Genomic DNA, 26,647 nt, shown 5'->3' with positions numbered 1-26,647 from the left:
GCGCAGCCGCACGGTCCGGTAGCCTCGGCAGCCGTCGCGTATCGTAAGGTGCAGGGGAATGGCGGAGCCGGGCCGGCCAGGACGGTCCCAGGGAGTTGCCGGGACGTGGCCGGTCGGCCGCGCTACCCCGGCCGGCGGTTTTGCGCCGGCGGGCTTTGGCATCTGGCCGGCGATCATCGAGACGCTGCGCCAATGGGCTCGGGGCGAGGCCGGGCCTGGCCGGCTGTTGCCGTGGGTGCCGGTCGCCTTCGGCGGCGGCATTGCGCTTTATTTCGCCGCCGATCATGAGCCGGTGCTGTGGGTGGTTGCTGCCACAGCCATCGCGCTGATGCTCGGCGCGGTGCTGCTCCGGCGGAGCCGGCTGTTTGCGCCCGCCATCATGCTCGCGGCGGTCGCGGCTGGTTTTGCCGTGGCGACCTGGAAGACCGCGCGTATCGCGCACACCGTTTTGGCAAAACCGCTCTATTCGGTGTCGCTGTCGGGCTTCGTGGAAGCGCGCGACATCCGCGAGCGCACCGACCGCTTCGTGCTGCGCGTCAGCGCGATGGAGGCGCAGCGCAGCGACGTCAAGCTCGAGCGCGTCCGCCTCTCGGTGCGCAAGGGCACGGCGCCTGAGGTTGGCAGCTTCGTGCAGCTGAAGGCGCGGCTGATGCCGCCGATCTCGCCGGTGCGCCCCGGCAGCTATGATTTCTCGCGCGACATGTTCTTCCAGGGCATCGGCGCCTCCGGCTTCGTGATGGGCGCGATCACGGCGTCCACGCCGCCGGATGCTGGCGGCCTGCGGCTGCGCTACGCGGCCTTCATGCAGGGCCTGCGCGATGCGATCGATGCGCGCATCCGCGCAACGCTCGAAGGCGATAACCGCGCGATCGCGACGGCGCTGCTCACGGGGCGGCGCGATGCGATCACCGCGCCCGTGAACGATGCCATGTTCGTCTCGGGACTCGGCCATGTGCTGTCGATCTCCGGCTATCACATGGCGGTCGTCGCCGGCGTCGTCTTCTTCGCGGTGCGCGCGCTGCTGGCCTTGATCCCGGGGCTGGCGGCCGGCTCCGCCATCAAGAAATGGTCGGCCGCCGCGGCGCTGGTCGCGGCCGCGTTCTACCTGTTGCTGTCGGGCGCGGAGGTTGCGACGCAAAGATCGTTCTTCATGACGGCGGTGGTGCTGATCGCAGTGATGGTCGACCGCCGCGCCATCACCTTCCGCACGCTGGCGGTTGCCGCGCTGATCGTGCTTGCGGTCGCGCCGGAGGCGTTGGTGCATCCAAGCTTCCAGAGATTGAATGCGCTTTGCGCAATCGCAACCCGCGCCGTCTAAATCTCCCGTAATTTCAATAGCCTACCAGCTTGGCCAAGGTGCGAGCGGCAGAACGAAAGCCGCTCAAACCCGGGGAAAAACCCGGTATTTGCGGCGCAGAGTCCCGGAAAAAGTCCCGGAGTGGATAGCGGGCGTTCACGTGGTGTTCGGGCGACCCGCCGCGGGATGGCCTGGGATTGACCTCGCCCAAACACAACCGCACAACCGGATAAATCGCTTTTAGGTTGTCGAAAGAACAAAGCCGGGACGGTTTCGCTCGGGGAACAGATTGCAAGGAACGACTCTCAGGCCGCGAGGATTGAGATGCCGGTCTGTGGCGCGGCACTTCAAGTGTCACGACATCCACCCGGGACGGCCCATCGTTTGAACGCGCGTTTGGCGATGGGTCGGTTCTCGCAAACTCCGCAGCCGCCTCCTAGGAACACATCGCGAGCGGTCGGTTTGAGTTCTGTGCTCCGGTAGTAGCCCCCTCTGCGTGTCGGAGCATTCCAGCGGCCCCAGCCGCCGCCAAAAGCTGGGGCCGTTTTCATATGTGCCATTCACGCCGGGCGCTGCCGTTCATGCTACTGTCCCGTGCCGCGCCGATCGTGCGGACTGTCGCGGCGCCGGCCGCGGGATCTGTCTCAGGGCAGCGCCTGCGGCCGTTTGTTCTTGTGCAGACGAACAAAGCGAGTTTGGCCCGATCGTTCGCCCCAAATCGCCTTAAAAATCGTATTTGCCTCAGAGCACACCCTTTACCCGGCCGCACCGGCTTCCTATCTCCGCAAAATTTTCGGGGTGCCCATTTAGTGCGGGGCCGGGGAAGTCGCACTATCCCTGTGTAATGCAACGCCAACCCACGGAGGCAACCGGTGGCGAACATCAGGGTTCGGGAGGCGGCCGAGTATCTCGGCGTTTCGAAATCATTCCTCGATAAAGCGCGGTGCTATGGGACCAACGGTCCCGCGTTCATGCGTTTCGGAAAAGCCGTCGTTTACAGCACCGAAGAGTTAGATCGTTGGGCGCGGACCTGCACCGTCGCCAACGACAACAAGCAGAGCGGCGCTGAAGCCGCCTAAGCTCGATCGGCCCTTCAGCCGAGAGCACCGCCCCAGTAGGGGCAACCCTTCACAGGGACTCTTTTCTTGAAAATCTTTGATTATCGACCCGCTGGTAGCGGGCGTCGGCGCATTGCCGTGTTCAGCGCTGAGGTGGCTCCAGGAGTGCGCCTTCTCGGTCTTTCTCTCATCCGAAAGCCTGACGGCAGCTATCGCGTGTTTAGCGAAACCTGCAGGCTCGACATCGCTATCGCCAATGAGTTGGCGAAGGCGGCGGTAGCGGCGGGGGGCGGTAGCCATCATGACAGCTAAACCCCTGACCGCGACTCCATTCGTTTACACCGACCCCACCACGCTGCCGCCCATCGGCATGACAGCTGACGCTCCCGCGTTCGAGGAGTTTGACCCAAAGATCCTGGGATGGGTGATGCAAGGCATCGCCGTGCGCGAAGCCATCGAGGCAAGCCGCGCCCCGATCGCGTCCAACGACAATCAGCAGCCGGACGCCATCAAGATCATCGATCCTTCCGATTGGGAAGGGCAGCCCATTCCGGAGCGTCAATGGTACCTGGAGGGTCTTATTCCCAACCGGCAAGTGACGCTTCTTTCGGGTGATGGCGGCACGGGCAAGAGTCTGCTGGCCTACCAGATCGGCCTGGCTGGCGTGCTCGGTCTGGAGACGCTCGGATTTCAGCCGGCGGAGGGGCGCGTTGTCTACCTTGCCGCGGAGGACGACGAGGGCGAGCTCAAGCGGCGCGGCCATGACATCCTGACCGCTATGAAGCGCACATTCGCCGATCTGAGGGGAAGGATGCGCGTTATCCCGATGGCCGGAAAGGATGCCGAACTCGTCACCGAAAAGCGCCGAAGCCGCGAACTTGAGCTCACAGCCCTGGCACAGCGGATCACAGATCTGCTGACGGAATTCCGGCCGAAGCTTCTGATCCTCGATACGGCAGCGGACGTGTTCGGCGGTGACGAGATCAACCGCAAGCAAGTTCGCTTCTTTGTATCGATGCTACGGCGCCTTGCAATGGACTGTGATCTAGCCGTGCTCCTCTTGTCGCACCCCTCGGTGCAAGGCATGCAGTCGGGCACCGGCCTCTCGGGATCAACAGCCTGGAACAACTCGGTGCGGTCGAGGCTGTATTTCACCTCAGACAAGACCGATGAGGATCTGCGCCTGCTGAAGAACATGAAGGCAAATTACGGCCGGAAGGGCGCCGAGACCAAACTGCGTTGGCATGAGGGCGCCTTCATCCTTGATGACGGCAAGCCGACCGCGCACGCGGCCTTGTTGGCCAACCATGCGGATCAGGTCTTCCTAAGAATGCTCTCGTCCATCAACGCAAGTGGTCGGCGCGTGTCGTCTTCCAGGAGCACAGCCTTTGCGCCAACGGTCATGGCGGCGATGCCGGAGCGCGAGGGCACGACAAAGAAGGCGCTGGAGGAGGCGATGGCGAGATTATTCACGGAAAACAAGATCGCCGTCATCAAGGAAGGTCCACCATCAAGGCAGCGCGAGCGATTGGTCGTTGTCGAGGACGAGATCCGCCAGAAGCGGATGGCTTCCGAGTAGGCCTTCCAACGGTCTTCCAACGCCCTACCAACGGCTACCAACGGTGTGTGTGTTCCAACCCCCTTATACCCCCACCGTTGGGATGGAATCCCAACCCGGTTGGTAGGCCGGTTGGAATTCCACCCAAGAAGCAAAGGCCGCGCAGACGGCCATCAACAGCACATCACGTTGAGGTACCATGACTCCCGCAAACGATAATGGCCCCATTCTGGCCGACGACTTCGCCGACCTTGCAGCCCGCCGCGCGTGGCTGGCATCGGCGCCGAGCACACATGCCACCCACCGCGAGGTCAGTCCCGTTGAGACTTGGGCAAAGCGCCAAGGAGATCCAGAAACCTTCCTCGGCCTTCGGCTATGGCGCACGCTCAATGAGCCGCCGCGTCTGGCTGCGAACGACAATGAGCCGGAGGAAGAGAACGAGGAGGAGGGCGAGCATCCGGTAGCGGCTAACCTGGACCGTGAAATGGTCGACGTCAGCGCCAAGCAGCTGATCTACGCCCACGAACACGGTATGACCCGCTGGGTGGGTAATCGGCTTGTGAAGGTTTGGTCTGGGCACCAGTGGACGACCCCGGATGCCGAGTTCGGCAAGGTGCGCCAGCGGAAAAGCGAGAAGGCCGATACCGAGAGCTGGGACGCTGAGATGCCCGACGCTCAAGCAGAGTTGGCGCGCGTGTTGGACACCGAGAAGCTGCGCGCCCGCCTAGGCCACAAGGTGACCAGGATCTTGGACATGGCGGCGGGCGACAGTAGCTTGGCTGACATTGGCGAGGACCTGGGCTTTGCGGGCCAATACGCGGCAAGGATGGCCGCGAAAGAGGTTCGGGCAGCGGTCGCTGCGCTGAACACGGCTATGGCCGAGGGTGAGCGGGTCGCGGCTTAGGCGCACTCTCGCTCCTGATTTCATTCCGAAACGTGAACGTCAAACCAGATAAGGACGCACGTCGGCCTTGGCCAAACAAGACGCGGGGGCGTCGGCCCCAAAGACCGCAACTACGTGGTCACCGACGCTGCAACAAGTCATCATCTCCCGCGTGAACACTCAGTCCAGCTCCGCACCGTGCGATATTCAAAGGAACTCTAGTGAAGGAAAGTGATTGACTAGTCGATTCCAGAGAGAGAGTGGCGGGCGCGGCTGCCTTTTGGCATCTTTAAAGGATAAACACCGCGGTGCTAGTCTCATTCCAAAATAAAGGTTCGCTCCAGAGACACTCTGACCGCCCTGTACACTAACAGTCGGGTCAAAATGATTTCTTATCAAGTCTGTCGTGTGCTGCACGGAACCTGCCGCTGTATTGTCGTAAGCCGCAACGTATCTTGTCGAAGCCTTGAGAACTCGCTGTCCTTGGCAAACGTATTCCCCATTTTCTAGATACCGCCTCACTTCCCGATCACAAGACTCTCGCTGGAACAGCTCGTCTGCGATGATCGCTAGCTCCTCAAGCGAGATTTCCAACACTTGCACGTCATCAAGTTCGAGTCTTAGAGATTCTGCCAACTTCGCATCGGTTCGCGACTGAATCGAATGCACAATTTTCGAGTCAAGCGCATACTGAGCTCTTCGTAATTCGGACGTGACTTGGGTGGTTGAAGCTGAGCTACGAGTCACGCCAACTAGTCGGTCCGGCGAAACTTCGCACAGCATGTCGTAATCTCGGCCGTTTGCAGAGACATGATAGATTGAGCCAGGAGCGCGCAAAAGCATAGGTGGCGTTATCGGGTGAAAGCCGATAGCGGAGATTGCTTCATTGAGTCTATTCGGGGGCTTCTGCAGATAAATCGCAGCCACGAATGCCAGCGGTGCAATGCTCACGATTGCAACTAATGCCCCCCATTTGGCCAATGGGCGCATTGGAATCCTCCGCCGATTACCCGCAACAATAATTGCCACAAGGGCGTGCGCATGCGTACGCCGAACCTGCAGGAGCAGTCGCAAGCGCGGCGAGAGCGAAGATAAAGAGGAATGCTGCGAACTTCATGATCTGTCCTCCCTTTGATTGACAGATGCCCGCTGCGATTTGACGTCCGGAAACCCGCAACGCACCTCGGCGTTAGGAAGCGAGACATCTAACTGAAAGACTACTCCCCCTGCAGGGCCGCAGATGTAATCTAGTTCACATTCGATCCTGAATTGTATGGCTGGCGCGACTCGGTCCCCACGATCAACACAGTCGCCGCCATATACGCTCCCAAGGCACTCAATCCCTTTAGCTCTTGTGGGCAGATTTCTGCCTAGACGTGTTGTGCAACTGGCGCCGGTTCGATCCCGGCGCACCTCTTTTCCGGCCTAAAGCCGCGAAGCCGCTGAGCGGCTTTTTATTTGCCCCAACAATCGCAATTCTTAAAAATGGAGAGTGGCCGCGTGGCCAGCTTGAACAACGCGCTCGACAGCATCGAGCGGCATCTTAATTTCTCACGAAGTCGGAGCGCCGGCATTGCCAGGCGCCTGCAAGAGGCCGGAATCCTTCCGATCGGCGCACCCGGTGTCGCGCCGGATCTGGACGAGGACAACGTGCTCGATCTTGTCATTGCCCTAGCGTCCGACGTCACCCTGCACGAGGCGCCTGACGCGGTTCGAGCGTACCATCAGATGACTCCTGGAGGCGTCAGCTTGGTTGATGAGCCGCCATCGATTCCCAACGCACCCATTGCGGTCTCTATCCTGGTTGAGGATGCTAGGTTCTCTGTTGGGGATGCGCGTGCCTCAAAGATCGAGGTTTCGTGCAACTGGCGAGCGGTTGCCATTCACAGGCCTATCGGCGCCGTTAAGCGCTTCAGTCAGCCCGGAGTGCATTGCGCACACTGGCAATCTGACGGCCATCACAAATCAGTCACTATCAATGTCGTGGCGCTTGCTGACGCGCTGGACGAGCTTTTTGGAGAATAGATTTTGGCACCTTTGAAAAAGCCCGCGGCTGCCGAGCCGTATCGCGTGCCGAGCTTGATTGAAAGCTCCCCCGAATACGCCAGCCTTCTGGTCAAACAGGTTGAACTGCAAACCCGCTATGGCGAACTGAACACCGAGCGCGGCTTACTTCGGCGCGAGATCGAAGTGGCTAAGGCTGCCGGCGGGAAACATCCTTCGCTCGCTGTGGCGGCGCTGCTCGGCGACAACACGGAAGTGAGCGTCGCAGGACTTTCGAAGAAACTGCGTGAAGTCGGAACCGAGATGGCGAACGTCGAGGCCGCCACGGAAATTTTGCGCAGGCGCATTGATGAGGCGCGCGATGCGGCGAGCAAGGTCGTTTGCGACACTGTGCGCCAGGAATATCAGCGCCGCCTAGCCGCTCTATGTGAGGCTGCCAGGGCTCTTGAGGCGGCCCGAGAAGAGCATGACACGCTGCTGGACGATGTAGAGCGCGAGGACGTGCGCCTCGGCTATCTGCCGCCGGTGCGGCCGTTCTTTCTCGGCGACCGCGGGCAGGGCCACGTTCATCACTTTATCCGCGAGGCGAAGGGTGCCGGTTACAATGTCTAAAACCAACGTCTACTCCGGGGATAAAAGTAAGCTCGGTGTTGTTTCGCGCAGTGTGAAATTCGCGGGCGAGAAGAGGTATCGCACGACGGATGAGTCCGCTGTCGAGATCGCGAAGCGAATGATTGAGGAGCGGCGTAAGAAGCGAGGGCTTCCGCCTGATGAGTGACGCTGGAATAATCTCTGGTTACGCCATCAAGTGGTCTGATCGCGCGGATGTCGGCGGATACTTTCTTGAACAATTTGATCCGCAGGCCTTCGATGAATCGCTCATCGACAATCCGGATATTGTTGCGCTCTGGAGCCATCAAGACGATCGTCCCTTGGGCCGGGTGAGCAATCGAACGCTTCGCATTAAGCCTGATGCGGTTGGCCTCTGGTACACGCTGGTGCCTGATGCAACATCGCCGGATGGACAAGAGGCAATTGCATCAGTGCGGTCCGGCTTGGTGCACCAAGTCTCAATCGGGTTCTGGGTTGATAAAGAGGAGTGGACCTGGATTGACGACGAAACTCTACTCCGCGTGGTCAATCGGGCTGAGCTAAAGGAGCTGTCCTTGGTAACGTGGCCTGCGTACCAGGACACGAGCGCAAATTACGCTGCTCCAGTCGCAGCGCGAGCTGCCCAGAGTGCGCCCAAGAGCGTTGCGTCGAGGCGGGCTGAGATGGAAATGAAGTTTCGGTCTATGCCGGTCACCAACCATCAGGCAGCCAAACGTCGCATCGAGGCAAAAATGCGAGCGAAGGGAATATTGAAATGACTATTAATGGTTTGGTGCATTCGTGGAATTGGCGTCAGCATCGCGGCATCGTTGAACTTGATGATCGCAGGACGGTCCAGGTACATGCAAGCGACCTTGCTGCCACGCGACGCCAGCCGGAGTGGATGGGCCCATTTAGATTGCGATCAGGAGACCGGGCGGAGTTCGTCGTCGATGATGGCGGCAACATCACGGATGTGATTCGCGTTTGGTAATGACAGACCAACGCAGTCCTGAAGCCAAGCAGTACCGCAAGCTCTACAGCACCGCCCAATGGCGAGAGACAAGGGCAGCACAGCTAGCAGCTCAACCGCTCTGTCAATGGTGCCTAGAGCAAGGCCTGGTCGAGCCAGCAACCGAGGTGCACCATGACGGCCCGCACAAGGGCGACATTAGCCGCTTCTTCTCGGGTCCATTCCTCTCAACCTGCAAAGCTTGTCATGCATCACGCGGTCAACGTGAGGACTTAGGGCAGACCGTGGTGACGTTCGGTGCGGACGGCTGGCCTGTCGACGGGTGAGGGGTGTCCGATGGTTCTACAGGCCTCGCCCGTTAGGACCGGCGTGGGCCATTTGCATTCGCGGGCGCTGCCCCAGAGTTTAAAATATTTGGAGACCTGATGGCCTCACCTAAGCCACCCCAACACCTGTCTAAGGCCGCCAAAGCCTGGTGGCGTCAGGTACATCTGGACTATGACCTTGACGACCACCACCGCCATCTCTTGCGGCTCGCGTGCGAAAGTTTGGATCAATCGGAGCAGGCGAGGGCAGCTATTTTGGACGGCGGGGCCGTAGTTCTTGACCGTTTCGGCTGCCAAAAACCCAGCCCTTGGGTGGATATCCAACACAAGGCGCAGAACCGATTCCGTATCCTGTGCCGTGAACTTGGGTTGGACGTGCAGCCGGCGGACGGCCCGCGTATGCCCCGTGACGCAAGCTATGGGAACCGCCGCTAGTGCCAGCCCGCAAACGAACCGACAAGCGGCGCAACGCAGGCACGTTAGACGATTGGGAGTGGGCGCTCGAACTGGGCTGGCCGTGCACAGGGGATCTAGACGGCATCTGCGAGCTCGACGAGCGCGGTCATCCTGACCGAGAGGCGGCGCGCAATGCCTGGAAGCTCTATGGAGCGGAAATCATGTCCAGGTGGCGCGCCGAGCACCCGAACGGTTCGCGGTACGCCTGCTGGGGATTCGAAAGTTTCGGAGAACCACCATGCCCGCGAGGTTGAAGCGGGACAAGCGGCGCCACAGCGTCCATATCACTCCTGAGGCTGTCGAGATATTCAGGCGCGCGCACAACGCGCCAACCCATGCCGACAGTATCGCACTCGCCGCCGCGCTCGGGCGCAGCAAGTTCGCCGCCTGTCCGCTGGATAGCAAGCCTCGATCGCTGATCGGGTGTGATCGGGAGCCTGTAGAAGAGGTGCTGGCACTCAGGCGTGAACTGATCAAATCGGCGCGACTATCAACTTAACGGAGTCACAAATGCCAATTTTTACAGCAGTAGCAGCGACGACTCTCGCTGCTGTCGGCATCACCAGCACGTTTATTGACGAGGCCGAAACCGTCGAAATTGACGAGGGATCTGAGGACGACGAGGGTGACGCCCAATGACCGCGATTTCGGCCTTCAGGTCCTCGGATGCAGTCCACGTCTTCAGCGACGGCGCTTGGCACGACCCAGCCACCGGCAAGCTTTGCGGCATAGGAACGAAGGTTACGATCCTGCCCGAATACAATGGCGTGCTTGGCATCACTGGCACCTCAGAGATCCCAGTTCTGCTCTCGTCGCATCTGGTGGAGAATCCATTAGCGGATCTACATTCGCTTGCCGATGCGATGCCGGATCTTGTGCGAACGTGCTTTACTCGAAGCAAGGCGCTCGGCCTGAATTTGACCGGCCGGTGCGAAGTTGTGCTTGCGGGTTGGACCGAGAATGCCGGCCCGTTGATCCACGTCGTCGAATGCCATCCTGAGCACGGCATCTTCAAAGGACGTGCGGTCGAGCGGCACATCCGGCCAAGCATCGGTGACACCTCGCAGATGCGGTTTCCCCACGATGGATTGTTATTGCTTGAGAAGCAATATGGCACGAAGTGTCAACAACCCGGGACATTCGGCGCTGGTGCAGTCGGAAGAGTCGTCGGCGGTTTTGCGCAACACACGCAGATCGCTGCGGAGGGAATTTTTATCAAGCTGCTCAAGCGGTGGCCGGACGAGATCCAATGACGGCATCAATTGCACATCTGCGCGTTCCCGCGGGTAAAGAGCCAGCTCCGTCAATCCGCGAAGTCATCACCAGCCTTAAGGCCATCCTTCGCGAATGCGACAGATCCAAGAACGAAGCAGCGTTGACCAAATGAATGGCCGCAGAACCTGTCTAGATCCTGCGGCCTAATTTTTCCGGGAAAATTGAATGCTTACGGAATGCTCACTGCCAGCCCCGGCTAACAGGATCATTCCAGAACTCAGCTCGTAGGTTGAGTCGCGAAAGCCTGTTCCAGCGCGGAACATCGCCACTGTTGCGTTAGTGCAACGTCCCCAGGCACGGGCCGGCACCATCAGTGAGATGGCGCAGCTCTCCAACTACCGCTGATGACCGAGTCCGATTCCCAGATTCAGCGCCTTCTGACGGAGCGCGCCAACTGTGCGCTTCATCTCCTTTGAGATCTTCGCGACCGGAGTGCGATCCTTCGAATGCTTCTTGAGGGAACGCAATTCCGTGGGCGTCCAATCGCGGCGAACAATCTTCTTTGCCTTCTTTGCCACTCGGCGCTCCTTTGATGTCTAGGGGCGCCGTCTAACAAGATGAAGCGCAGCGCGCAACAATCAATGAATTTCATTTCGGAGAATTTATGGCTGACAACGAACAACTAATTCTATCGATCTCGGCCGACACGCGAGCCATGCAGCGCCAGCTTGATAAGCTGGTAGGGCAGATCGGCGCGGTTGACAATAGCCTTGGTACCGCTTTTACAAAAGCGCCCAAGAAGATTGACGACGTCACGAAGTCGCTCAGTGGCGCAAAATTCCAGACCGCCAACCTCGCTGCGCAGTTTCAGGACATCGCGGTTCAGCTTCAGGGCGGCCAGTCCCCGTTCACCGTGGCGCTGCAGCAAGGCACTCAGATCAGCCAAGTGCTGGGGCAGGGCGGCGCGGCTGGTGCAGTGGGACTGCTTGGCAGCGCTTTTGCGTCGTTGCTCACGCCTACAAGCCTCGCCACGATTGCGACGATCGCGCTAGGTGGTGCGGCTGTTCAGTACGTGAGCAAGGCGCTTGGTGGCGTTGGCGATTTGGATGACAAGCTCAAGGCGCATGCCGAGCTGATCAAGTCGCTCAAGGACGCGTATGGGGAGGCTGGCAAGGGTGTTGATACGGCGGTCAAGGAGGCGGCCGCCGTTCTAAAGACACTGCTTGGCTTCAAGACCGATGATATCAAGAAGGAGTTTCAGTCCCTTTCAGCAAGCATATCCAAGTCTCTCTCGGATTTTAGGATCACCGGACTTGGGCCTGCGATCGAGGAGAATTCGCGCAAGTTTGCTGCATTCAGCGACGAGATCACGGCGTTCAAAACGAGCGTCAAGAATGGCATGCCTGACGTGCTCGCCTTTAGGCGTGCGATCCAAGAAATCGCGGACAGCACATCGGATGAAAAGACTCGTGATTTGGCCAAAGAGTTGCTTGATCTAACGTCGAAGGCCGGCACCGCGCAGCTTGCCATTGAGGGGACATCAAGGGCGCTGCGTAATTTTGACGCTACCGCGCTCGCTGCCGCCCAGCAGGGCGAAGCATTCGCCGATGCCATGAAGAAGCTTGCCGGCACGGTCACGCCAAACCTCGATGATCGCCAAAAGATCATGCAGAACTATGTCGCCGCGCTCGAAAAAGCCGGCAGCACCGAGGAGCGCTTGGCCGTAGCGCGCGCGAGAGACGATCAGTTGTCGATCCTTTCTACGAACGAGCGTAAGAAGGCCGCGGAAGATGCCGCTAGCGCTCAAGAGCAAGCGCTAAAGAGCTTCCAAAATCAGATCAACTCGCAAGCCAAGCAGGACGCAAAGTCACTTGGTCGCGCTAGCGGATTTGGTGCTGGCATCGAGGAGTTAACCAGGCTCGAAACCCAGTACAAACTGACGGAGGCCGCACAACAGGCCTTTGGCAAGGTAACTCCAGAGGTGGCGGCCGAGATCGATAAGGTTGCCGCCGCTGCCGGAAACGCTGCCGCTGAATTGGCGAAGGCGAGGGTCGTGGCTAACACGGAATTTGCCGCCAAGACCGCGTTTCTGACGCCGCAAGATCTGGCGATTGCTCAGCAACTTTCTGGTATCTATGGCAACAACGTTCCAGCCGCTCTTCAGTCTGCGGAGGCCGCTGCGCTACGGAGCGCTTATGCATTACGGCAGATCGGTGAGATCGGTCAAGATATCACGCGCGGCATATTTACCGACTTCACACAGCAGATCCGTAACGGCGCGTCTGCGATGGAGGCTCTTAAGTCCGCCGGCCTGAATGCGCTGAGCAAGATCGCCGATAAGCTGGCCAGTATGGCGGCCGAACAGTTGTGGTCTTCCGCTTTCGGCGGCAGCGGCGGGTTCAACATCGGAAGCCTGTTCGGTGTTGGCGGTGCATCTGCCGGTCCCATCACCTTGGGCGGCCCAGCTGGTCCCGTGCCGTTCTATGCCTCGGGTACCAACTTCGCCCAGGGTGGCATGGCCGTTGTTGGCGAAGAGGGGCCTGAGCTGGTCAATCTGCCGCGCGGCTCGCAGGTAATTCCGAATGATGCGCTCCGAGCTGGGGTGGGTGGGAACATCTCCGCCCCCATGACCATCAGCATTGATGCGCGGGGCGCCGACAGAGAGGGGTTGGCGCGCGTGCAGGCGCAACTTGCCCAGCTTGAAGCGGAGCTGCCTGGGCGTGTTGTGGCGACAGTGAAGCGGGCGAAGACGGGGAGGGTGCTGTGATGGAGGGGGGCGCGGCGCCGGGGCCTGAACTATAGGGCTGCCGGTGTCGCAGGGTTCGGCTAGCGCGTGCCATCCAAGGCTCCAAATGAGCAAGATAAGCCCGTAGCTTCCTGTCCTCCTACGGTGTCGTAGGGCGGGGGCTATGGCTTGAATCCTCTTCCACGCCGAGCAAAACCTTGTGAAAACAATATGTTAAGCTTCTGTGGTAGAGGATGTTTATGGGAACTAAGCGCGACCCGAGCGGTAATCCACATGCCCCGTTTGCTATTCCAGAATCGGCAGGCAAAGATGATGATGGAAAACCAATGAACGCCGCGCTCCTTGCCCGACCCAACGATGGTGCCGCCGTCGCCCCGATCTCGCCTTCTCGCGAGATGGGAGCGTACGAAGAACTGTGGCTGCAACAAGGGGCCACCTTCAAGACGATCGCTGATCGATTCGCTGCGGACCCAACGGCGATGCCCTCGGACTTTGTTTCGCCTAGCATAGCCGACAGCCGCGCCAAGGAGGTCATGACGAAGCTATCGAAGGCGGGCGTATCCCGGTTCGGGGTGAGAATTCACCACGCCGGCAATTATCCCAAACGCCTTCGCGACGCAAAGTACCCCGTTGAGCTGCTGTATTTCCAAGGCACGTGGGAGCTTTCTGAAACGCGCTCGGTCGCCGTCGTCGGGAGCCGCAAGCCCAGCGATGACGGCATCGCACGCGCCAAGAAGCTGGCACGCGAACTTGTGGCGCAGGACTTCACCGTGGTGTCAGGTCTTGCGTATGGCATCGATACGGCAGCTCACACGGCGGCGCTCGATGCCAAAGGGCGCACGATCGCTGTGATCGGCACCCCGCTCGGTGTCTATTACCCGAAGGAAAACACTGATCTGCAGAAGCGGATTGCAGGTGATTACCTACTGATCTCCCAAGTGCCAGTGCTGCGGTACGCTAATCAAGCCGTCCCCCACAATCGCTTGTTCTTCCCGGAGCGAAACATCACGATGAGCGCGATGACAGAGGCGACTATCATCGTGGAAGCCGGGGAGACGAGTGGAACGCTGACGCAGGGTCGCGCAGCTCTCCACCAAGGCCGAAAGCTATTCATTCTCGATTCTTGCTTCCAACGGAACGACATCACTTGGCCGGCCTCTTTTGAGGCTCGCGGTGCGATCCGGGTGAAGAAGATGGACGACATTTGGGAAGCGCTCAGTGTCAGCAGTCCGCTTCCAAAAGATTGAAGATCACAACCGGCCTGATCATCACTACCTGACGGCGGAAGACTCCTGCATCTTCCTCTACGAATACACCCGTGGGATGGGCTTCGCGCACAGCGAAACGAATTCGCTGATCCTAAATCTGAAGAAGAAGAAAAATTCGGGCGGTTATCACTGGAAGGCTGACGCGATTGCGAAGTGCGCCGCTGCTATAGGGCCCGCATTGAATCCGCTATGGCTAGCCGAAGCTGTTTTAGTGCCGGTGCCACCATCAAAGGCCAAAACCGACGAATTCTACGATGATCGGATGACGAGGGTTTGCAAGGCCATAGTGTCGACTGTTCCAATCGATGTTCGTGAGATCGTCTATCAAATCCAATCAACCGACGCGGTACATGATGGCAATCGCCTCAGTCCCGCTGAGCTGCGAAATAACTACAAGATCGACGAAAATCTTTGCAGCCCTGGCGACCCAAAATATATTGGCATCGTCGATGACATGCTCACGGCTGGAGCTCACTTCCGGGCCATGAAAGATATTCTGAAGGCTCGCTTTCCCACCAGTATCATCACCGGAATATTTATCGCGCGCCGTGTCTTCCCGAATTCCGGCGCGGTCTCATTAGACGATCTTCTGGCTTAGTGACGCGGAATTTTCGGGCGAGACGGGGCCGCCCGAAGAAATCCTCATTGGCGCGATGATGATTTGCACGGCCAGGCTTGACTGAGGGCTGTCATCGCTAAGATCCGATATGGCTCGTTCAATATCTGCGGATTGTTGCGCATGTAAGCAACGACGACTCTCGCAGCCTGCTCTTTGGTGTAGCCCTTAGGGGGACAGGTTTTGAAGCCTTCAGGTAGCACGCTGGCCAAGAACGTGAGTGTTCCGATCGTGCCGCCGCACTCGCCGTCCCAAACGTCGAATTGACCGTTCTTGGTTATGTAGTGTTCGCAGTGTTGCAGCATGTAGTTGCCGCTATCGAAATCCGCTCCGGTCGCGAATGCAGAGGAAACGGGGGCGAATGCCAGGGCGGCGGATAAGATCGCGATCTTCATCTTCTGGCTAGCTTGACGGCTTTGCTGTGGAGGCTGGCTTCTTTTGCTTCGGAGCAGGCGCGGCAGCCGCGGCCTCTTGCTGTTTCTTCAGCTCTGCCACCCTCGCCAATTCAGCACGCTTTGCGTCTGCCTCATCTTCTCTGACCAGGAGGTAGCCTTTCTCAGCCATGCAGCCCTGACCGACAGTGTCGGCCGCGTTGGTTCGCTCTTGGGCTGCGATGGCTCCCGCCAATCCACTGCCAGCGACAGTGACCCCCGAAAGGGCCGCCTTATTGCGCTCACCCAAGCAGGCGGTTCTGTCGACTTCGAATTGGGTCTGTAGAACCGGGTTATCTCGGGAGGACTGACCGTCGACGCGGACCCATCCCATTTTCGGTGCGGCTGCACAGCCGCCCAGCGCGGCGCAAAGCGCCATCGTCCCTAAAATGCGCATAGTGGCCCCCAAGACCTAAAGTGCCATCCAAGCGCAACCGCAGCGAGAGCGCAAGCCGTAGCGCACCGGATCGCGCCAAATTGCGCCCCTACCGTTAGAGACGAGGGTTGATCCAATCCCACACCGGCTTACCGAGCCAGCCTTGATGCTGCCCGCTTACTAGCTTGGTCACGATCAGCCGATCTTGGTTGTCCATCTTCGTGAGGATGTCTGCCGAAACCGCGTCTGCTGTGGCCGACGATTCAATGAACCATACTGAGTCTAGCCCCGGATCTTTGATGTGGTTGTAGCGCGCAAGATGTGTGACCAGCGCCTGCCGCGCTTCGTTGTAGTTCGTACGCTGCTTGTTCAGATCCCAAGTCACCAAAAAGACGCCCACGATGAACCTCCTGATTCGAGCAATGCCCTCAGGATGATCACCCCAAGTTGTGATGTAAGCCGAATACGTGAGTTATCCGTGTTATTCACATCAACAGAGACGCACTTGGTCAACTGTCTTGGGGGCGTCCTACTTCGTTTTGGCCTTTAGCCCGATCTCGACCAACCGCCGGATGGCTTCGGAGCGGGAGGACCCATTCTTAAAAGCCCACACCTCGATTGCGTCTATCAAGTTCTGCGGCAGGCGTGCAGTAACGTGTGGATCGCGCCCGGTGGCCGGGCGGCCTCGCTTCTTTTTCGGTGTCACCGTTATTGACTTTGCCATGATTTCCGGTGTAACAGAAATTCGGGGCCGGTCAAACGCACCGGACACGATTGGGGAAGTAAATGTCTAATCTGAATCTCAATGCTAGCGCTGGTGTCGATCTTTCAACGCCTTTCTGCGCGAGGACGTATTTTCACGGGCTTCGCGAAGCCGGCGTCAGGCCGTACGCCAGTGCACATACCGGCAAAACGGGACACGGGCGCTACTGCGACGATCCGGAGGCCAATGTGCGTGCCTTGCCTTGGCATCGGTGGGCATGCAAGCAAGACCCCGATCAGAAGGTGCGGGATAACTACGTCGTCGCGCTGCTCGACAAGCACCGTCGCACGGACGACGATTTGGTGGTGATCCAGCTCGGCATCTGCGACGACGAAATGGAGCCCGAGGTTCACCGGGTGCTGGTGAGGGCGGCGGCTGCCGAACCGGTCTGAAAAACTAACCCCGGTTAGGATTGGCCCGCCTCAGGGATGGGGCGGGCTTTCTTGCCACCCAACGCAGAATTTTACGGGTTTTGACTATGATCCCGGCGAAAACCTCGTACACTACTAACGGCGCGCCATTTGGCGGCTTGTGCGTCGGCTCTGGCCGGCGAGGTAAAGCTCGAAACTCAAGACCGGGGCGCGCTGCCACCCCGACAATTCGATCTGAAGGCCCGCATGGGCAACGACGACGCTTGTCCGCATGGTGCAGCAAGCGAACGAGATTTATGGGGATGGACCATGGCAGACGACCTGCTGAAACTTCAATTCCAAGGTGCGGCGGAATTTGCTCAATCGAAGGGTGAATTAGCCCGCGCCCAGATATTCACTCGCTTAGCCGAAACTGTAGACTCCATCGAACCCGGCATTCTCGATGCGTACTACGATCTGTTTGAGGATCTTCCAGACCAGGAAACCGATCAAGAATTGATGTCCGGCGTGGGGCGGACGTGGGTTCCCGAAACCGCCAGCGAATATGTAAAAGAATTTATCTCACGCAGGACGGGTGGCGCGTAGGGCTCTCAGCACATGACGCCCAATCCCGCCAACGACAACAACCGTTTGCTCACCCCTGAGCAGGCGGCTTCTTGGCTTAACATCACGGAAGACCATCTTCGCGACCTCGTTAGTGAGGGCGCCATCGGATACATCAACGTTGGGCTCGGCAAGAAGCGGCCCCGGCGGCGCTTCACAGAGGCTGATCTGAACGACTTTATCGAGCGGCGACGCGGGAGGGAAACGCCATGTCAGTCTATAAAGACCCACGGTCGCCCTACTACTCTTTCGACTTCCAGCACGCCGGTAATCGGTTTCATGGCAGCACGAAGTGCACGACTCGAAGGGAGGCGGAGAAGTTCGAGGCCTTAGAGCGGGAAAAGGCCAAGGCGCTTGTGAAGGCGACCCGGCGCGCCAAGGCATCCTTGGCGATCGATGACGTCGCCGACCGCCTCTGGAACGACAGTGCGCAGTACGACTCCGACCCCAAAGCCACGGAGACAAATCTGGCGCGGCTGATCGAGTACTTCGGCAAGGAGAAGCCGCTCACGGAGATTGATCACAAGGCCGCAAAGGACATGGTGGCGTGGCGGCGAGGCCATCGCGTCTCGCGACGTGGCAAGCGCACCAAGGAGCAAGAGCAGGCCCTTCCGCTCATCTCCAAGGCCACGGTCAACCGATCGGCCACCAAGGTGCTGCAGCGCCTATTCACCTTCGCCAAGGCTGAGGGAGCGGTATTCGAGAATGAGCCGCGGTGGGAGGACCTGCTCCTTGCCGAGCCTGCTGAGCGCGTGCGCGAACTGAAGAGCGAGGAAGCTGAGGCGCTCGACCAAGCAATGCGGGTTGATTATGGGCCGTTCTTTGACTTCGTCCGCGCGAGCGGCATGCGGTTGAAGGAATGCGTTACGCTGAGGTGGTCCGAGGTGGACTTCGGCACCCGGCAGATTGTTCGTTTGGGCAAAGGTGGCAGGCGCGTGGTGTTCCCGATCACGCCCGCGGTTTGGGAGATACTGTTTCCGCTAAGGGGCCAGCACCCTGAGTTCGCTTTCACGTACGTTGCCATCTACGGGAACAAGCGGCTGGGGAGGATTAGGGGCCAACGCTACCCTCTGACGTACACTGGCGCTAAGACCGCCTGGCAGCGCCTCAGAGCCGCTTCTGGGCTGGCCGATTTCCGCTTCCATGACTTCCGGCACGACTTCGGGACCAAGCTCTTGCGCGACAGCGGCAACCTCAAGCTGGTGCAAAAAGCGCTCAATCACCGGGACATCAAGAGCACCCTGCGATATGCACACGTGCTCGACGAGGACGTCGCTGAAGCGGTCGAGCGGCTGGCAAAGTCCCGGAAAAAGTCCCGGACAACACTGCGTGATGCAGGTTAAGCGTTTGTTCTAACAAGCGAAGTCCGAACACGCATTCCACATTCCAGATGTCGTTTGCGGCAACGCTCGGGCTGGTGGCGCTGGTGCAGATCGGCATGCCGAACCTGCTCGCCTCGCCCGATCATTCCGCGACGGCGCGGATCGCGTTGTGGGGCGGCCGCGAGATCGCGATGCTGTTCCTGGCCTCGCTGATCGCGGGGCTCGCGACCACGCCATACGCCGCCTTCCACTTCCATCGCGTGACCCCATACGGCGTGCTCGCCAATCTCGGCGCCATGCCGGTGGTCTCGGCGCTGGTGATGCCGGCCGGGCTGTTGGGGCTGCTCGCGGCGCCCTTCGGGCTCGACGGCGTGTTCTGGTGGTTGATGGGGATCGGCATCGAGTGGATGGTCCTGGTCGCGCGCTGGGTGGCGGCCCTGCCGGGCGCCGTCGGCCGAATTCCCGCCTTCGGGATCGCGCCGCTGATTGCAGCGAGCCTCGGGCTCATCGTGATGGGCCTGTTGCGCACGCCCTTGCGCTGGTCCGGCGCCCTGGTGCTGCTGGCAGCGATCCTCTGGGGACTGTCGGTGCGGCAGCCCGATATCCTGATTGCCGGGGATGGCGCGAGCGTCGCGGTCCGGGGCGGCGATGGGCGCTTGCAGGTGATCCGCGCCAGCAAGGACAGCTTCCTGCTGAAGGAGTGGTTGGCTGCCGATGCCGATCCGCGCGATGCCGGCAACGCCTCGTTGGCGAGTGGGGTGTCGTGTGACGAGACCGGCTGCGTGGCGCCGCTCGCGGACGGACGACTGATCGCGTTGGCGACGCGTATCGACGCGCTGGCCGATGATTGCAGCCGCGCCGCGCTGGTGGTGACGGCGCGGCCTGCGCCACCCGATTGCGCGGCGATGGTGGTCGATCGGGCGCGTCTTGCCAGTCAGGGCGCACTGGCTCTGACGAGACGCGGCGAGGGCTTTTCAGTGCAGGCGGTGAGGACGAGGGGAGCAAGCCGTCCCTGGCTGCCGGCCGGCGCCGGCGAGGGAGATTTCGACGGCAGCCTCGTGCCGAAGGCGGCCGTGCCCCGCAACCGGGACGCAACGCCATCGGAGGCCGACTTGCAGGCCGACGATTGACGCGGATCACAAATACCAGGCCAGCACGGCGTCAAGCCCTCCGTTGCCGATGACCGGCAGGGCCACCATTCGGCTCAGCCCGGCTGCGCAGGCTTCGGAGCCGGCGATCGAGCCGTCACGGGTGAGATCGTCGTTGAGCGCGGGCATGCCGGCGGCCCAGGCGCCGCCAATGCTGCCTTCGCCCCTGGCGATGGACTGCGCCGCATAGCGTGCGGCGAGGTCGGTCTGCGCGCTGCAATCGCCGGCGCGAAAGACCAGCGCCGAACGGTCCTCGTTCGGGACCCAGATCTCGAAGCGTCGTGCAATCGGCGTTGCCTGCGCGGAGAGGAATGTCAGAACCCAGGTCTGGTCGGTACCGGTTCGGTAGGGCACGCCGACGCCGAGATTGATCCCGACCTTGGCGGCGTCCTCCCAGCGCAGGAAACTCTTGGCGTCGTGCAAGTCCTTGATGATCAGCGGCAGGCCCGCCTTCCAGGTGCGTCCGGGCAGGCCGAAGCCGCGCGGAAATCTGGTGTGGCGGGAGTTGAATTCGAACATGTCCGCGGTGCCGTAATAGCCATCGACGAGCCCCATCTCATGCGAGAGATCAGGATCGTTGTGCCAGAGTTCGATCGCGCCGACATGCGCCTCGTCGTCGCCGCAGAACAGCACCAGCACGGCTTGCAGGAATTCGCCCGCGAACACCGGCACCGCCACGCCGCAGGTGAGGCCGGCCGCAGCGGCCTGATCGGTCCGCTTGAAATAGGAGTTGGCGAATTTCGTGAGGATGACGGGGTGGCCACAGGCCCAGGCCTTGCCTGGAAGTCCCTCGTCATATCCGAAGTGCAGCTCTTCGCTGACGGCTTTGAACGCGGACAGCCCATCGTCGTAGAGGCCGCCGCCGAATTCCAGCCGCATGCGCGTCCGGTCGGGTACCCAAAGTTCAACGACGCGAATGAAGGTCTTCATCGAGCGTGTCCGCCGCCTCAAACCACGACAGCATCGGTCATTTGGCTGCGGAGCGGACGTTCAAAATGCGGGCAGCACGGCCCAAACTTCGTGCGACGACGAGGCGCGGCGGTGGGCTCGCCGATCGAATGTCCTGAAACACAAACTTGCCGGGCTCGCCGGCCTCGGCCGGCGACGGCAATTTCAATCCCGGGCTCGGCCTGTCGGCCGAAGGGCGTCAGCCGATCGGCAGGCGCGTGATCGTGGGCCGCGTGTCGGCGACGATCTGCGGCTTGTGCTCGCGCTCGGGGGCTGGCTGCGTCACCGGCAATTGCAGCACGGTCGCGCGCTGGCCTTCGACGAGCTGCGTCACCAGCACGTATTTGCCGTCGGGGAATTCGATCGCGTCATGATGGCGATCGGGAATGTGCGGGTCGATCTTGCCGAACTTGCCGACGCGAGAGTTCACGGTGCGCGTCCAGATCCAGCGGTTGTCGTAGCGGACGTTGTCGGCGAAAGCGAGCTCCGTCCCCGGCAGCAGACAGACCGCGACGGAGGGATCGGCTTCGGAAGCGAAACCGCGCGTCGAGGTGCCGCGGAAGGTTGTCGTGACGATCGTCTCGCCGACTTCGGCGGGGCGCGTCGCGACGGCATGCAGGCTGTAGTCACACATCGGGTGCTCCTCATGCTGGGATAGCGACCCGCGTCTCTTTCGAGGCGCAGGCCTCTATCAGAGTGGAAGCATACAACGCTCTGCTCGGTTATGGGCAAATCTGCGGCTCGCGTCCGCAGCGCGCGATCACATTATCTTTCCCGGATTCGATAGGAACAAACCTCGCGTCCTTGCATTCGGCCGGAGCTATCAGCACTGCCGGCACAACTCTACCGGTGAAGCAGAGCGAGATTGCTGCGCGCCTGCGCGGGCGAATGTCGCGCGGGAAGATGGACCGGACAGCCGGCGCAGAACCAGAGAAACCGTCCAGCCGGAGCGGACAAGTATCCGCTCCGATCCTGGATCGCCGATGCCGATCGAAACGCGCGCGGCGCTTGATGTTTCCCGTATCAGTACTTCCGGTAAAGCCCGATCAGCTTGCCCTGGATCTTCACGCGGTTCGGCGGAAGAATGCGGACCTCGTAGGCGGCATTGGCGGGCTCGAGCGCGATCGAGGCGCCGCGGCGGCGGAAGCGCTTGAGCGTGGCCTCCTCGTCGTCGATCAATGCCACCACGATGTCGCCGGTATTGGCGGTCTCGTTGCGCTGGATCAGCGCCATGTCGCCGTCGAGGATGCCGGCCTCGACCATCGAATCGCCGCGCACTTCGAGCGCGTAGTGCTCGCCCGAGCCGAGCATGTCCGGCGGCACGCTGATGGTATGGCTGCGGGTCTGCAGCGCCTCGATCGGCGTGCCGGCGGCGATGCGGCCCATCACGGGCACCGCGACGGGGCGCTCGCCCTCGTCCGCGGGCGGGCTGGAGCTCGCGCGCACCTTGCCGAGATTGCCCTCGATCACGCTCGGGGTGAAGCCACGGCGATTGCCGGCGGCGGCCTGGAGCTCGGGCAGCTTGATCACCTCGATGGCACGGGCACGGTTGGGCAGGCGGCGAATGAAGCCGCGCTCCTCGAGCGCAGTGATCAGGCGATGGATGCCTGACTTCGAGCGCAGGTCGAGCGCATCCTTCATCTCGTCGAAGGACGGCGGCACGCCGCTTTCCTTCAGACGTTCGCTGATGAACCGCAGAAGCTCGTATTGTTTGCGCGTCAACATCTCGACCAAAGTCCCCCGGTTGATGTCGTTCGATTCCGACACGATGAAGCCGGCACTAAGCCGCTACATCCTCGAAACAAATCATGAACGGACACTATATGTTCGATATGTGTTCCGCAACTGCTTAATTTATGGTGAACGCGGCCAAGCTCGCGGAATGCGTGTGGCTGGGCGGCTCAGACGGGCAGCCGGAGCACCTCGCAAGGCGTGCCGGCCTCGGCCTTCGGCGCGAACGGTGCGCGCACCAGAAGTACCTGTGCCGCAGCGAGATTCGCAAGAAGGGAGGAGTCCTGATGGCTGACCGGAAGGGCGACGCGCGTGCCGTCGTCGCGCTCCTCCAGCCGCGCACGCAGATAGTCCTCGCGCTGGTCGTTGGCGGCGAGATCGCGGCCCAGCACGGCGCGCTCGCGCCGATGATGAATCGCTGAACGGCCCGACAGGGCGCGAATCAAGGGGACCATGAACAGGAAGGCGCACACGTAGGACGACACGGGATTGCCGGGCAGGCCAATCACGCGCATCGCGCCTATCCGACCGTGCATCATCGGCTTGCCCGGCCGGATCGCGATCTTCCAGAACGCCATCGCGATGCCTTCGCCCTTGAGCGCCTGCTGGACCAAATCGTGGTCGCCGACCGAGGCACCGCCGGTCGTGATCAGGATGTCGGCGCCGCTCTCGCGCGCGCGGCGGATGCCGGCGGACGTCGCCTCCAGCGTATCGGCGGCAATTCCGAGGTCGATGGTCTCGGCGCCCTCGCTGCGGGCGAGCGCATGCAGGGCATAGCCGTTGGAATAGACGATCTGGCCGCGACCAGGCGTGGTGCCTGGCATCACGAGTTCGTCGCCGCTGGCGAGAATCGCGACCTTTGGGCGGCGGATCACGGCGAGATGCGGATGATTCATTCCAGCGGCGAGGGCGAGATCGCGCTCGGTGAGGCGGATTCCCTTGCGCAGCAGCACGTCCCCTTCGCGGAAGTCGACGCCTGCAGGGCGGATGTGCCGGCCGAAAATGGCGGCTTCCTTGATCGTGACATGTTTGCCGTCGGCAGCCGTGTCCTCCTGGATCACGACGGCATCGGCGCCGTCGGGAACGACGCCGCCGGTGAAGATCCGCACGGCTTCGCCGGGGCCGACGCTTCCCGCGAGCGGCCGGCCCGCCGCGACCTCGCCGACGACGGTCAACCTCGAATCGTTTGCCGCGTCGGCCGTGCGCACGGCATAGCCGTCCATCGCCGACATCGCCTCCGGCGGCTGCGTGCGCCGCGCCGCGACATCGCGGGCGAGCACACGATGGTAGGCCTCGTCGAGGCAAACCATCTGTTCAGCCAGCGGCTCGACGCCGGCCAACACCGCAGCAAGCGCGTCAGAAACCGGCATCAGGGCCACGGGCGAACTCCTGCTGAGCACATCAGTCAATGGGCGGCGAGAGTTCTAGCCGAGTGCAGGCGTGAGGCAAAGCAGCACGCGGGATGATTTATCCTGCGTGATCGCGGGGTGGAGAAGGTCGGCTCAACTCTGCCGCGGCATGATGCGGAAGGCGAGACAGACCGGAACGAGGATTGCCATGGCAAGGACGAGAATGACGAGCGCCACGGCCAACATCGTTCAACGCCCCGTCGGATCGCCCGGACTGATGTCCGCGACGTCGGGCGGCTTGGGACCCTGATCCTTGTCCGGCAGCGGGTCCGCCTGGGATTTTAGGTCGGCGGCCTTGCTGATCAGCTTGGCGGAGAGGTCAGAATCCGAGGTGGTTCTGGCGAATTCGAGCAGGAGAGAGGCTTGCTTGGTGAGATAGGTCTTGCCCAGCACGTCGATCAGTCCAATGTAGAAGTCCCAACGGACTCATGAGTCCGAAGGGTGGTATTCCGTTCCCGGAACTCTGTATAAAAATGCACAAAGTGATCAGGTTCCACATTTTCAGCAGTTTTTGTTCCGGCAAGTGAGCGCGCTCCGGGCTTTCCCGCGGCTCAGATCCCCAGTGCTTTCAATGCGTTCCCGACATCACGCGGCGAGGTGACATGCACGGCGGTCAACCCGCGCGCCCGCGCTCCCTCGATGTTCTCGGCGAGGTCGTCGAAGAACACGATGCGCTCGGCCGGCACGCCGATCGCCGCCACGACATGGTCGAAGGCCTCGGCATCCGGTTTGCGCAGGCCGATGCTGGAGGACAGATACAGCTCGCGGAAATGGCCGAGCAGACCGGCATATTCCTTCGAGAAATAGTCGACGTGCGGCCGATTGGTGTTGGAGAAGGCATAGAGCGGCATCTGCTTCGCCGCCCGCGGCAGCAGCTCGGCGATATCAGGCATCTCGCCGGCGAAAATCGCGTTCCAGCCCTCCAGGAATTGCGCATCCGAGATGCCGATCCCGAGCGAGGACCGCAGCGAGGCGAAATAGTCCGCATCGCTGATCTTGCCCATCTCATGCAACCGGTAGGCCTCGTCGCGCACATAGCGCGCGATGATGGCCTCGGGCTGGCAGCCGGCATGTCCCGCCCAGCAGGCGATCGCCTTGGAGAAGTCGATGTCGAGCACAACGCGCCCGAGGTCGAACAGCAGCGCATCCGCGCTGCCGGGAGAGAGCGATGTCATTGCGTCCTTTTCACTTCGGTATGGCGCGTCAGTAACGATAGGGCTCGTGGTCGAACAGCGGGAACGCGCTGAACACGCTGGGCGCGTTGGTGGCGGCCGCCGGATGCAGGCAGGATTTGTCGAGCTCGGCGAATGAGGTGGCGCCCAGGAGGCCGAGGCAGCGCAGCACCTCGTCTTCGAGCAACTCCAGCATCCGCGCGACGCCGGCTTCGCCGGCTGCCGCCAGCGCCCAGCATTGCAGCCGGCCGATGCCGACGAGGTCGGCGCCCGCCGCGATCGCCTTGACGATGTCGGTGCCGCGGCAAAAGCCGCCGTCGACCATGATCCTGGCGCGGCCCTTCACGGCGTCGACGATCTCCGGCAGCACGTGCATGGCGCCGCGGCCGTGGTCGAGCTGGCGCCCGCCATGGTTGGAGACGTAGATCCACTCGACGCCGTGATCGAGCGCGATCTGCGCATCCTCGGCCGTGGCGATACCCTTGAGGATCAGCGGAATTTTGAACGTGTCCTTGATCATCTTCACGGTCCGCCACTCCAGGCCCTTCTGGAAATCGCCGCCGGTGGCGCGCAGGCGGCTCTCGCGAACGTAGCGCTTGGCGATGTCACGTTCACGACGGCTGTAATGGGCGGTGTCGACGGTCAGGCAGAAGGCGGCATAGGCGTTCTTCTCGGCCCGGTCGACCACGTCGGCGACGAAGGCATCGTCGCCGCGGACATAGAGTTGATAGAGACGCAGTGCATCGGGGGCAGCCTCGGCGGTCGTCTCGAGGCCGGGCTCGGACACCGAGCTGAGCATGTGCGCCGCGCCGAACCTGCCTGCAGCGCGCGCGACGCTCGCCGCGCCATCCGGATCGAAGATCTCGAGTGCGCCGACGGGAGCCAGCACCACCGGCAGACGCAGCTTGCGGCCGAACTGCTCGACGCTGCCATCGATCCTGCGCACGTCGCGCAGCACGCGCGGGCGGAAGGCGATCTCGTCGAGCGCCATGCGGTTGCGCCGCATCGTGGTCTCGGTCTCGGCGGCGCCGATGATGTAGTCCCAGGCATTCTGGTTGAGGTTGGCGCGCGCCTTCCGGATGAACTCGTGCAGGTTCTGGAACGGCTCGTCGCTGGCGCCGAGCTCGACGTTCCGTTCCGGCCGGATGCGGGGCGCTTCATTCATTGTTGTCCTCCCGAGAATTTGAAGTCTTGTCGCCATCGCCTATCGCGTCCGGCCCTCCAAAACCATCCTAAAATCGCATAGCTGCGAAGCGTGGGCGGCCCGGACCGGTGTCGTGTTGCTTCGAAACAGTTTCGGAACGTTGCCAAAAGTTTAGGCCAAGGCGAAGGGATTTCTTCGGTGTACCCGCCAGCGCGGCATCCCGGCCTTGAAGAAACCA

The 26,647-nt window shown here is 61.3% G+C and carries 28 protein-coding genes and 3 pseudogenes; 20 read left to right on the top strand and 11 right to left on the bottom strand.

The genetic code is table 11. The annotated features are described in order from the left end of the window. Positions 1-58: 58 nt before the first annotated feature. From GA0061099_RS19515 to GA0061099_RS19460, 12 genes and pseudogenes are all read left to right on the top strand, one after another. Positions 59-1,276: pseudogene (locus GA0061099_RS19515) on the top strand (ComEC/Rec2 family competence protein); the annotation flags it as partial. A gap of 893 nt (positions 1,277-2,169) precedes the next feature. Continuing rightward, a complete protein-coding gene (locus tag GA0061099_RS19510; protein ID WP_074447992.1) occupies positions 2,170-2,376 on the top strand; it encodes a helix-turn-helix transcriptional regulator in 207 nt (68 codons plus the stop codon). Between the two features lie 66 nt (positions 2,377-2,442). After that, positions 2,443-2,667, top strand: coding sequence for a hypothetical protein (locus GA0061099_RS19505; RefSeq protein WP_244620985.1), 225 nt, complete (start codon positions 2,443-2,445; stop codon positions 2,665-2,667). Continuing rightward, positions 2,657-3,934, top strand: a complete 1,278-nt coding sequence (locus tag GA0061099_RS19500) for an AAA family ATPase (protein WP_083235128.1) — start codon at positions 2,657-2,659, stop codon at positions 3,932-3,934. The genes GA0061099_RS19505 and GA0061099_RS19500 overlap by 11 nt, the downstream gene beginning before the upstream one ends. Before the next feature lie 178 nt (positions 3,935-4,112). Further along, on the top strand, positions 4,113-4,817 hold the full coding sequence (locus GA0061099_RS19495) for a hypothetical protein (RefSeq protein ID WP_074447991.1): 705 nt from the start codon (positions 4,113-4,115) through the stop codon (positions 4,815-4,817). Positions 4,818-6,296: 1,479 nt separating this feature from the next. Beyond that, the gene (locus tag GA0061099_RS19490; protein ID WP_074448026.1) at positions 6,297-6,821 is read left to right on the top strand and encodes a hypothetical protein; all 525 of its coding nucleotides are present in this window, start codon (positions 6,297-6,299) and stop codon (positions 6,819-6,821) included. A 3-nt stretch (positions 6,822-6,824) separates the two neighbouring features. Then, positions 6,825-7,412: a hypothetical protein gene (locus tag GA0061099_RS19485; protein WP_074447990.1), complete on the top strand. Its 588-nt coding sequence runs from the start codon at positions 6,825-6,827 to the stop codon at positions 7,410-7,412. Positions 7,413-7,570: 158 nt separating this feature from the next. Next, positions 7,571-8,170 (top strand): HK97 family phage prohead protease, encoded by a 600-nt coding sequence (locus GA0061099_RS19480; protein WP_074447989.1) that lies wholly within the window; start codon positions 7,571-7,573, stop codon positions 8,168-8,170. 619 nt (positions 8,171-8,789) lie between these two features. Continuing rightward, a complete protein-coding gene (locus GA0061099_RS43130) occupies positions 8,790-9,125 on the top strand; it encodes a P27 family phage terminase small subunit (protein ID WP_074447987.1) in 336 nt (111 codons plus the stop codon). Between the two features lie 259 nt (positions 9,126-9,384). Further along, on the top strand, positions 9,385-9,645 hold the full coding sequence (locus tag GA0061099_RS19465) for a hypothetical protein (protein WP_074447986.1): 261 nt from the start codon (positions 9,385-9,387) through the stop codon (positions 9,643-9,645). Positions 9,646-9,656: 11 nt separating this feature from the next. Then, positions 9,657-9,785 (top strand): hypothetical protein, encoded by a 129-nt coding sequence (locus GA0061099_RS42770; RefSeq protein ID WP_276327049.1) that lies wholly within the window; start codon positions 9,657-9,659, stop codon positions 9,783-9,785. Further along, positions 9,782-10,399, top strand: coding sequence for a hypothetical protein (locus GA0061099_RS19460; protein ID WP_074447985.1), 618 nt, complete (start codon positions 9,782-9,784; stop codon positions 10,397-10,399). The genes GA0061099_RS42770 and GA0061099_RS19460 overlap by 4 nt, the downstream gene beginning before the upstream one ends. 357 nt (positions 10,400-10,756) lie before the next feature. Here GA0061099_RS19460 and GA0061099_RS19455 read toward each other — a convergent pair whose 3' ends face one another. After that, complete coding sequence (locus tag GA0061099_RS19455; protein WP_074447984.1) at positions 10,757-10,939, bottom strand: hypothetical protein; 183 nt, start codon at positions 10,937-10,939, stop codon at positions 10,757-10,759. 86 nt (positions 10,940-11,025) lie between these two features. Between GA0061099_RS19455 and GA0061099_RS19450 the strand changes: the two genes are divergently transcribed. The 3 genes from GA0061099_RS19450 (at position 11,026) to GA0061099_RS19440 (ending at position 14,973) form a co-directional block, all read left to right on the top strand. Next, on the top strand, positions 11,026-13,128 hold the full coding sequence (locus GA0061099_RS19450) for a phage tail length tape measure family protein (protein ID WP_074447983.1): 2,103 nt from the start codon (positions 11,026-11,028) through the stop codon (positions 13,126-13,128). A gap of 374 nt (positions 13,129-13,502) precedes the next feature. After that, positions 13,503-14,354 (top strand): DNA-processing protein DprA, encoded by an 852-nt coding sequence (locus GA0061099_RS19445; RefSeq protein ID WP_420886541.1) that lies wholly within the window; start codon positions 13,503-13,505, stop codon positions 14,352-14,354. Beyond that, positions 14,326-14,973 (top strand): hypothetical protein, encoded by a 648-nt coding sequence (locus GA0061099_RS19440; protein ID WP_074447981.1) that lies wholly within the window; start codon positions 14,326-14,328, stop codon positions 14,971-14,973. Before GA0061099_RS19445 ends, GA0061099_RS19440 begins: the two co-directional genes overlap by 29 nt. A 44-nt stretch (positions 14,974-15,017) precedes the next feature. On the opposite strand, the gene GA0061099_RS19435 is transcribed toward GA0061099_RS19440, so the two are convergent. From GA0061099_RS19435 to GA0061099_RS43125, 3 genes are all read right to left on the bottom strand, one after another. Further along, complete coding sequence (locus tag GA0061099_RS19435) at positions 15,018-15,386, bottom strand: Rap1a/Tai family immunity protein (RefSeq protein WP_074447980.1); 369 nt, start codon at positions 15,384-15,386, stop codon at positions 15,018-15,020. Between the two features lie 527 nt (positions 15,387-15,913). Next, positions 15,914-16,198 carry a hypothetical protein gene (locus tag GA0061099_RS19425; RefSeq protein WP_057030391.1) on the bottom strand — a complete coding sequence of 95 codons (285 nt, stop codon included), beginning with the start codon at positions 16,196-16,198 and terminating at the stop codon, positions 15,914-15,916. Between the two features lie 129 nt (positions 16,199-16,327). Continuing rightward, positions 16,328-16,522 carry a ribbon-helix-helix domain-containing protein gene (locus GA0061099_RS43125; protein WP_074447978.1) on the bottom strand — a complete coding sequence of 65 codons (195 nt, stop codon included), beginning with the start codon at positions 16,520-16,522 and terminating at the stop codon, positions 16,328-16,330. Between the two features lie 62 nt (positions 16,523-16,584). Here GA0061099_RS43125 and GA0061099_RS40130 point away from each other — a divergent pair, with 62 nt between their 5' ends. The 5 genes and pseudogenes from GA0061099_RS40130 to GA0061099_RS19400 form a co-directional block, all read left to right on the top strand. Further along, on the top strand, positions 16,585-16,953 hold the full coding sequence (locus tag GA0061099_RS40130; RefSeq protein WP_141697646.1) for a hypothetical protein: 369 nt from the start codon (positions 16,585-16,587) through the stop codon (positions 16,951-16,953). Between the two features lie 225 nt (positions 16,954-17,178). Next, a complete protein-coding gene (locus GA0061099_RS19415) occupies positions 17,179-17,517 on the top strand; it encodes a hypothetical protein (RefSeq protein WP_141697645.1) in 339 nt (112 codons plus the stop codon). Between the two features lie 12 nt (positions 17,518-17,529). Continuing rightward, positions 17,530-17,718 (top strand): annotated as a pseudogene (locus GA0061099_RS43120) (helix-turn-helix domain-containing protein); the annotation flags it as partial. A gap of 26 nt (positions 17,719-17,744) precedes the next feature. Then, positions 17,745-18,878 (top strand): tyrosine-type recombinase/integrase, encoded by a 1,134-nt coding sequence (locus GA0061099_RS19405; protein WP_083235127.1) that lies wholly within the window; start codon positions 17,745-17,747, stop codon positions 18,876-18,878. Positions 18,879-18,910: 32 nt separating this feature from the next. Beyond that, positions 18,911-19,987: pseudogene (locus GA0061099_RS19400) on the top strand (ComEC/Rec2 family competence protein); the annotation flags it as partial. 6 nt (positions 19,988-19,993) lie between these two features. Here GA0061099_RS19400 and GA0061099_RS19395 read toward each other — a convergent pair. The 7 genes from GA0061099_RS19395 to GA0061099_RS19365 form a co-directional block, all read right to left on the bottom strand. Then, a complete protein-coding gene (locus tag GA0061099_RS19395; RefSeq protein WP_036025211.1) occupies positions 19,994-20,935 on the bottom strand; it encodes a GAF domain-containing protein in 942 nt (313 codons plus the stop codon). A gap of 217 nt (positions 20,936-21,152) precedes the next feature. Then, the gene (locus tag GA0061099_RS19390) at positions 21,153-21,587 is read right to left on the bottom strand and encodes a hypothetical protein (protein WP_025036527.1); all 435 of its coding nucleotides are present in this window, start codon (positions 21,585-21,587) and stop codon (positions 21,153-21,155) included. 389 nt (positions 21,588-21,976) lie between these two features. Then, entirely contained in the window at positions 21,977-22,678 is a 702-nt protein-coding gene (gene lexA / locus GA0061099_RS19385; protein WP_036009965.1) for a transcriptional repressor LexA, read from the bottom strand. 176 nt (positions 22,679-22,854) lie between these two features. After that, entirely contained in the window at positions 22,855-24,063 is a 1,209-nt protein-coding gene (locus tag GA0061099_RS19380; protein ID WP_036025210.1) for a molybdopterin molybdotransferase MoeA, read from the bottom strand. Between the two features lie 219 nt (positions 24,064-24,282). Beyond that, the gene (locus tag GA0061099_RS19375) at positions 24,283-24,486 is read right to left on the bottom strand and encodes a hypothetical protein (RefSeq protein WP_036009959.1); all 204 of its coding nucleotides are present in this window, start codon (positions 24,484-24,486) and stop codon (positions 24,283-24,285) included. 158 nt (positions 24,487-24,644) lie between these two features. Then, a complete protein-coding gene (locus GA0061099_RS19370; RefSeq protein ID WP_036025208.1) occupies positions 24,645-25,268 on the bottom strand; it encodes an HAD family hydrolase in 624 nt (207 codons plus the stop codon). Between the two features lie 28 nt (positions 25,269-25,296). Next, positions 25,297-26,430 (bottom strand): alpha-hydroxy acid oxidase, encoded by a 1,134-nt coding sequence (locus GA0061099_RS19365; RefSeq protein WP_074447974.1) that lies wholly within the window; start codon positions 26,428-26,430, stop codon positions 25,297-25,299. Positions 26,431-26,647: the final 217 nt, after the last annotated feature.

It is taken from the genome of Bradyrhizobium yuanmingense (assembly GCF_900094575.1).
Lineage (GTDB): Bacteria > Pseudomonadota > Alphaproteobacteria > Rhizobiales > Xanthobacteraceae > Bradyrhizobium > Bradyrhizobium yuanmingense.
This window is presented reverse-complemented; position numbering and strand designations above follow the sequence as displayed.